Source organism: Stutzerimonas sp. S1 (genome assembly GCF_025966695.1).
Lineage (GTDB): Bacteria > Pseudomonadota > Gammaproteobacteria > Pseudomonadales > Pseudomonadaceae > Stutzerimonas.
In genome coordinates this window covers 1-5,400 of record NZ_JAOEIY010000014.1, presented here as the reverse complement: position 1 = coordinate 5,400, position 5,400 = coordinate 1, and the positions used below count along the sequence as shown (strand labels likewise).

2 tRNA genes and 3 rRNA genes are annotated in these 5,400 nt (G+C 51.7%); all 5 read right to left on the bottom strand.

The window, feature by feature from the left end:
- Window positions 1-51: 51 nt before the first annotated feature.
- The 5 genes from rrf to N8H22_RS19965 all read right to left on the bottom strand — a co-directional run bounded on the left by rrf (window position 52) and on the right by N8H22_RS19965 (window position 5,211).
- A 5S ribosomal RNA gene (gene rrf / locus N8H22_RS19985) occupies window positions 52-167 on the bottom strand.
- A gap of 136 nt (window positions 168-303) precedes the next feature.
- A 23S ribosomal RNA gene (locus N8H22_RS19980) occupies window positions 304-3,194 on the bottom strand.
- Window positions 3,195-3,428: 234 nt separating this feature from the next.
- Window positions 3,429-3,504 (bottom strand) — tRNA-Ala (locus tag N8H22_RS19975).
- 29 nt (window positions 3,505-3,533) lie between these two features.
- Window positions 3,534-3,610: transfer RNA gene (locus tag N8H22_RS19970), tRNA-Ile, on the bottom strand.
- 64 nt (window positions 3,611-3,674) lie between these two features.
- Window positions 3,675-5,211: ribosomal RNA gene (locus tag N8H22_RS19965) — 16S ribosomal RNA — on the bottom strand.
- Together the 16S, 23S and 5S rRNA genes with 2 tRNA genes alongside form the textbook arrangement of a ribosomal RNA operon.
- Between the last annotated feature and the right edge of the window lie 189 nt (window positions 5,212-5,400).

Below are 5,400 nucleotides of genomic sequence, written 5' to 3'. Positions count from 1 at the left end.
TGCAAAGACAAACCCCCGGCCAGCTGAGCTGGTCGGGGGTTTGAGATAAGAGCTTGACGATGACCTACTCTCACATGGGGAGACCCCACACTACCATCGGCGATGCGTCGTTTCACTACTGAGTTCGGGATGGGATCAGGTGGTTCCAACGCTCTATGGTCGTCAAGCAATTCGGTTGCCGTATCGGGATGAGCCGCTACAGCCAAATGGGTACGTGATAATCAGGTATTTTGCGAATTCTTGCAAATCTTCGGTTTGTTTGTCGACTTCAACCGTCTAACAGCCAAATTGTTTGGGTGTTATATGGTCAAGCCTCACGGGCAATTAGTACTGGTTAGCTCAACGCCTCACAACGCTTACACACCCAGCCTATCAACGTCGTAGTCTTCGACGGCCCTTCAGGGAGCTCGAGGCTCCAGTGAGATCTCATCTTGAGGCAAGTTTCCCGCTTAGATGCTTTCAGCGGTTATCTTTTCCGAACATAGCTACCCGGCAATGCCACTGGCGTGACAACCGGAACACCAGAGGTTCGTCCACTCCGGTCCTCTCGTACTAGGAGCAGCCCCTCTCAAATCTCAAACGTCCACGGCAGATAGGGACCGAACTGTCTCACGACGTTCTAAACCCAGCTCGCGTACCACTTTAAATGGCGAACAGCCATACCCTTGGGACCGGCTTCAGCCCCAGGATGTGATGAGCCGACATCGAGGTGCCAAACACCGCCGTCGATATGAACTCTTGGGCGGTATCAGCCTGTTATCCCCGGAGTACCTTTTATCCGTTGAGCGATGGCCCTTCCATACAGAACCACCGGATCACTAAGACCTACTTTCGTACCTGCTCGACGTGTCTGTCTCGCAGTCAAGCGCGCTTTTGCCTTTATACTCTACGACCGATTTCCGACCGGTCTGAGCGCACCTTCGTACTCCTCCGTTACTCTTTAGGAGGAGACCGCCCCAGTCAAACTACCCACCATACACTGTCCTCGATCCGGATAACGGACCAGAGTTAGAACCTCAAAGTTGCCAGGGTGGTATTTCAAGGTTGGCTCCACGCGAACTGGCGTCCACGCTTCAAAGCCTCCCACCTATCCTACACAAGCAAATTCAAAGTCCAGTGCAAAGCTATAGTAAAGGTTCACGGGGTCTTTCCGTCTAGCCGCGGATACACTGCATCTTCACAGCGATTTCAATTTCACTGAGTCTCGGGTGGAGACAGCGCCGCCATCGTTACGCCATTCGTGCAGGTCGGAACTTACCCGACAAGGAATTTCGCTACCTTAGGACCGTTATAGTTACGGCCGCCGTTTACCGGGGCTTCGATCAAGAGCTTCGCTTGCGCTAACCCCATCAATTAACCTTCCGGCACCGGGCAGGCGTCACACCCTATACGTCCACTTTCGTGTTTGCAGAGTGCTGTGTTTTTAATAAACAGTCGCAGCGGCCTGGTATCTTCGACCGGCATGGGCTTACTGAGTAAATCATTCACCCTCACCGGCGCACCTTCTCCCGAAGTTACGGTGCCATTTTGCCTAGTTCCTTCACCCGAGTTCTCTCAAGCGCCTTGGTATTCTCTACCCAACCACCTGTGTCGGTTTGGGGTACGGTTCCTAGTTACCTGAAGCTTAGAGGCTTTTCCTGGAAGCATGGCATCAACCACTTCGCTTTCTAAAAGAAAGCTCGTCATCAGTTCTCGACATTAAGATCCCGGATTTACCTAAGATCTCTGCCTACCACCTTAAACTTGGACAACCAACGCCAAGCTGGCCTAGCCTTCTCCGTCCCCCCATCGCAGTAACTAGAAGTACGGGAATATTAACCCGTTTCCCATCGACTACGCTCTTCAGCCTCGCCTTAGGGACCGACTCACCCTGCGTCGATTAACGTTGCGCAGGAACCCTTGGTCTTTCGGCGTGCGAGTTTTTCACTCGCATTGTCGTTACTCATGTCAGCATTCGCACTTCTGATACCTCCAGCAAGCTTCTCAACTCACCTTCACAGGCTTACAGAACGCTCCTCTACCGCTCAACTTACGTTGAACCCGTAGCTTCGGTGCATGGTTTGAGCCCCGTTACATCTTCCGCGCAGGCCGACTCGACTAGTGAGCTATTACGCTTTCTTTAAAGGATGGCTGCTTCTAAGCCAACCTCCTAGCTGTCTAAGCCTTCCCACATCGTTTCCCACTTAACCATGACTTTGGGACCTTAGCTGACGGTCTGGGTTGTTTCCCTTTTCACGACGGACGTTAGCACCCGCCGTGTGTCTCCCGTGCTGACACTTGCTGGTATTCGGAGTTTGCATCGGTTTGGTAAGTCGGGATGACCCCCTAGCCGAAACAGTGCTCTACCCCCAGCAGTGATACACGAGGCGCTACCTAAATAGCTTTCGAGGAGAACCAGCTATCTCCGAGCTTGATTAGCCTTTCACTCCGATCCACAGGTCATCCGCTAACTTTTCAACGGTAGTCGGTTCGGTCCTCCAGTCAGTGTTACCTAACCTTCAACCTGCCCATGGATAGATCGCCCGGTTTCGGGTCTATTCCCAGCGACTAGACGCCCTATTAAGACTCGCTTTCGCTACGCCTCCCCTATTCGGTTAAGCTCGCCACTGAAAATAAGTCGCTGACCCATTATACAAAAGGTACGCAGTCACCTAACAAAGTAGGCTCCCACTGCTTGTACGCATACGGTTTCAGGTTCTATTTCACTCCCCTCTCCGGGGTTCTTTTCGCCTTTCCCTCACGGTACTGGTTCACTATCGGTCAGTCAGTAGTATTTAGCCTTGGAGGATGGTCCCCCCATATTCAGACAAAGTTTCTCGTGCTCCGTCCTACTCGATTTCACTTCTAAGATCCTTTCGCGTACAGGGCTATCACCCACTATGGCCGCACTTTCCAGAGCGTTCCGCTAAAATCAAAGAAGCTTAAGGGCTAATCCCCGTTCGCTCGCCACTACTAAGGGAATCTCGGTTGATTTCTTTTCCTCAGGGTACTTAGATGTTTCAGTTCCCCTGGTTCGCCTCACACACCTATGTATTCAGTGTGTGATAACCATCTTATGATGGCTGGGTTCCCCCATTCAGAGATCTCCGGATCAAAGTCTGTTTGCCGACTCCCCGAAGCTTTTCGCAGGCTACCACGTCTTTCATCGCCTCTGACTGCCAAGGCATCCACCGTATGCGCTTCTTCACTTGACCATATAACCCCAAGCAATCTGGTTACTGTCTATAACGTGAAGACGACATTCGCCGAAAATTTGCATTAGAGAATACGCAAATTTTACCTTGACTTGAACAATCACCAGTGAAAGTGATCACTCAAATCTACTTCTATCACATACCCAAATTTTTAAAGAACGATTCTGGTAAAGACCAGAAATCAACATTCCACAGAAAAACTGAAAATGTTCATTTCTGAACTCTAACGAGTGGTGGTGGAGCCAAGGAGGATCGAACTCCTGACCTCCTGCGTGCAAAGCAGGCGCTCTCCCAGCTGAGCTATGGCCCCAATGTCTTGAAGCCTGCGCCCCACAACATTGGTGGGTCTGGGCAGATTCGAACTGCCGACCTCACCCTTATCAGGGGTGCGCTCTAACCAACTGAGCTACAGACCCAATCGTCTTCGCAATGAATCAAGCAATTCGTGTGGGAGCTTATGAAGAAGCCGGTGTCTTCGATTAAGGAGGTGATCCAGCCGCAGGTTCCCCTACGGCTACCTTGTTACGACTTCACCCCAGTCATGAATCACTCCGTGGTAACCGTCCTCCCGAAGGTTAGACTAGCTACTTCTGGAGCAACCCACTCCCATGGTGTGACGGGCGGTGTGTACAAGGCCCGGGAACGTATTCACCGTGACATTCTGATTCACGATTACTAGCGATTCCGACTTCACGCAGTCGAGTTGCAGACTGCGATCCGGACTACGATCGGTTTTATGGGATTAGCTCCACCTCGCGGCTTGGCAACCCTTTGTACCGACCATTGTAGCACGTGTGTAGCCCAGGCCGTAAGGGCCATGATGACTTGACGTCATCCCCACCTTCCTCCGGTTTGTCACCGGCAGTCTCCTTAGAGTGCCCACCTTAACGTGCTGGTAACTAAGGACAAGGGTTGCGCTCGTTACGGGACTTAACCCAACATCTCACGACACGAGCTGACGACAGCCATGCAGCACCTGTGTCAGAGTTCCCGAAGGCACCAATCCATCTCTGGAAAGTTCTCTGCATGTCAAGGCCTGGTAAGGTTCTTCGCGTTGCTTCGAATTAAACCACATGCTCCACCGCTTGTGCGGGCCCCCGTCAATTCATTTGAGTTTTAACCTTGCGGCCGTACTCCCCAGGCGGTCGACTTAATGCGTTAGCTGCGCCACTAAGATCTCAAGGATCCCAACGGCTAGTCGACATCGTTTACGGCGTGGACTACCAGGGTATCTAATCCTGTTTGCTCCCCACGCTTTCGCACCTCAGTGTCAGTATTAGCCCAGGTGGTCGCCTTCGCCACTGGTGTTCCTTCCTATATCTACGCATTTCACCGCTACACAGGAAATTCCACCACCCTCTGCCATACTCTAGCTCGCCAGTTTTGGATGCAGTTCCCAGGTTGAGCCCGGGGCTTTCACATCCAACTTAACGAACCACCTACGCGCGCTTTACGCCCAGTAATTCCGATTAACGCTTGCACCCTTCGTATTACCGCGGCTGCTGGCACGAAGTTAGCCGGTGCTTATTCTGTCGGTAACGTCAAAACAGCAAGGTATTAGCTTACTGCCCTTCCTCCCAACTTAAAGTGCTTTACAATCCGAAGACCTTCTTCACACACGCGGCATGGCTGGATCAGGCTTTCGCCCATTGTCCAATATTCCCCACTGCTGCCTCCCGTAGGAGTCTGGACCGTGTCTCAGTTCCAGTGTGACTGATCATCCTCTCAGACCAGTTACGGATCGTCGCCTTGGTGAGCCTTTACCTCACCAACTAGCTAATCCGACCTAGGCTCATCTGATAGCGCAAGGCCCGAAGGTCCCCTGCTTTCTCCCGTAGGACGTATGCGGTATTAGCGTTCCTTTCGAAACGTTGTCCCCCACTACCAGGCAGATTCCTAGGCATTACTCACCCGTCCGCCGCTAAATCAGGGAGCAAGCTCCCTTCATCCGCTCGACTTGCATGTGTTAGGCCTGCCGCCAGCGTTCAATCTGAGCCATGATCAAACTCTTCAGTTCAATACTGCTTGGGTTTTGAGAAAACCCTAAACTTGGCTCAGCAATCGCAAATCTCTTTACAAGAAAGAGTAACTCTCGAATTCACGAGTGTTGCTTTGTGATGCTGATAATCTTGCGACTACCAGTCTTACATCCACAAGCACCCACACGAATTGCTTGATTCAGTTGTTAAAGAGCGTTTCGATCAAG